2 protein-coding genes are annotated in these 2,607 nt (G+C 47.8%); one reads left to right on the forward strand and one right to left on the reverse strand.

The window, feature by feature from the left end:
- The first annotated feature begins 352 nt into the window (after positions 1 to 352).
- On the forward strand, positions 353 to 1,552 hold the full coding sequence (locus ACBR23_RS20315; protein ID WP_371116732.1) for a GNAT family N-acetyltransferase: 1,200 nt from the start codon (positions 353 to 355) through the stop codon (positions 1,550 to 1,552).
- Positions 1,553 to 1,773: 221 nt separating this feature from the next.
- Here the strand turns inward: ACBR23_RS20315 and ACBR23_RS20320 are convergent, their stop codons facing one another.
- Entirely contained in the window at positions 1,774 to 2,322 is a 549-nt protein-coding gene (locus tag ACBR23_RS20320) for a hypothetical protein (RefSeq protein ID WP_371116733.1), read from the reverse strand.
- Positions 2,323 to 2,607 lie beyond the last annotated feature (285 nt).

The following is a 2,607-nucleotide window of genomic DNA, read 5'->3' on the forward strand; positions in this document are numbered from 1 at the left end:
GCAGAGCCTGGTAACGAGTGTCGAAGAAGGGAATTCTAACTGGTTCCTAGGAAGAGCCTGGGAACCCATGTCACTCTTGCTCTGCCTCGCTTGCACAGGAAAATCGAGGCAGAGCCTCTGGATCTGCATTACCAGGCAGAGCCTGGTAACGAGTGTCGAAGAAGGGAATTCTAACTGGTTCCTAGGAAGAGCCTGGGAACCCATGTCACTCTTGCTCTGCCTCGCTTGCACAGGAAAATCGAGGCAGAGCCTCTGGATCTGCGTTACCAGGCAGAGCCTGGTAACGAGTGTCGAATAGGGGAATTTATATTAAGTTAAATGAAGTTCGATCGCTCTACGCTCAAATTTCCCTATGCTGCCAAAGCCAAAAGCTCAACAATATTCTGTAGCCTGGATTACGAAAATAGCAGATATTTCGCAAGCATCGTGGGATGCTTTGGCGATGCCGCTAAAAACGCCTTTTCTCGAATGGAATTGGCTTAACAATCTCGAAACTTCCGGTAGCGCCACAGGTAAAAACGGTTGGCTACCGCATCACTTGACAGTGTGGCGAGACAAACAGTTGATTGCTTGTGCACCGCTTTATATCAAAAGTCACAGTTACGGCGAATTTGTCTTCGACAATCAGTGGGCTGATTTAGCTCAACGTTTGGGTGTTCAATATTATCCCAAATTGATGGGAATGACTCCTTTTACACCCGCAGAAGGCTATCGGTTTTTGATTGCGGAGGGGGAAGATGAAGATGAGTTGACGGGAGTCATGGTAAGCGCGATCGACTATTTTTGCGATCGCCACAATATCTCTGGTTGCAATTTCCTATACGTCGATCCGGTATGGCGCGTGCGCATGGAACAGCATGGTTTTAGTGCTTGGCTGCACCACAGTTATATTTGGCAAAATCAAGGATATCAAAATTTTGAGGGTTATTTAGGCACATTTAATGCCAATCAGCGCCGTAATATCAAGCGCGAACGCAAAGCTGTTGAAACAGCAGGTTTGTTAGTCAAAACTTTGACTGGCGATGAAATTCCCCAACCCATGTTTGGGCAAATGTATGCTTTTTATGAGAATACTTGCGACAAATTTGGCTGGTGGGGAAGCAAGTATTTGACGAAGCGATTTTTTGAACAATTGCATGACAATTATCGCGATCGCGTTTTGTTTGTAGCAGCCTATTCTAAGGAAGACGACAGACAGCCGATGGGAATGTCTTTTTGCTTGTATAAGGGCGATCGACTTTACGGGCGCTATTGGGGGAGTTTGCAGGAAATTGACTGCTTGCACTTCGACGCTTGTTACTATACACCGATTGAATGGGCGATCGATCGGGGCATCCAAACCTTCGATCCCGGTGCGGGCGGGCGGCACAAAAAACGGCGCGGCTTTCCAGCGACACCCAATTATAGTTTGCACCGATTTTATAACAACCGTTTGGCGCAAATTCTCAAGTCTTATATCGGTCAAATCAATGAACGAGAACAGGCAGAAATTGATGCAGTCAACCAGGATTTACCTTTTACTCAGTTACCTCCTTTGTCCCTAGGTGATTGATGGTTAATTGGGCATCGGGCATGGCCGTCTCCTGTTTTGCTCGAGAAATCAGGCGAATTTGATATTAGTTATTAGTTATTGTTAACTAATCACTATAGCAATCCTAAATGAGTCGCAAGTTTTTTACCCCACCCCAACCCTCCCCGAACTCGCGGGGAGGGAGCAAGAAATTCACAAATGATTTAGGATTGCTATAATAACTAAGGACTAATAACTAAGGACTAATTCAAAAATACTTTCCCATCTTCCTGAACTTCCAGGGATTTGGTATCAGCGCCCAAGTCAGTGGTTGCGCCAAAAGTGATTTGCAACATTCCCGCTGTAGCGGTTGCTTGGGCTCGCACCAACAGCAATCCGCCATCAGAGCGCTGGTAAGTGAGGGTGAGTGGGGCTTTCAAGTTTTTGATCGAAATTTCTGATTGTTCCCCCAGAGTGCGAGATTGACTCATTCCAACTACTTGATAATTGATCACGGCGTTGGTGCTATTGACCAGCTTGATTGTCACCATACCGTCTACTGGGGTGACTCTGGCACCGGGAAACGGAAATCGGGGAGGTGCATTTTGGGGTACCGCAGGAGTCGCTGTAGCAGGAGTCGGTGCGCTGACGGGTTTACCATTGGCTGGCGGCGTAGCAGCGGGTTGGGAAACTGGTTTTCCTTGGGGTGGTGGCCCACCGGCAAGGGAAATGCTGGCGAGACTGACTAGCAAACCTGTACAGGTAGCGGCTAGCAAGCTCAATTTTGGGAATTGTAGATTGTGGCGAAACATAAGTGACTCCTCACGGGTTTGATCGAGGTTTTCCACCGTTAATGTTAATGTATGACTTGACCTCCCCACCCATGAATCGACTGGATTCTTCTGTGGTAGGGCGCAGAGGAAAAGGGAAAGAGGGGCAGGGCTGTTTCATTCTGGTGACAAATCATGGTTTTGTAGGGGTAGTGCCAAGAGTGCCTACCCTCCTACCCATTGGTGTCAACTTAAGCCTGAAAGCCTTGGTATCTCTCGTTCATAGCCAAGTCTAGATCCCCCTAAATCCCCACCCCCCCCTAGCCC

Source organism: Microcoleus sp. (assembly GCF_041354475.1).
In the GTDB taxonomy this organism is placed as follows: Bacteria; Cyanobacteriota; Cyanobacteriia; order Cyanobacteriales; family Microcoleaceae; genus Microcoleus.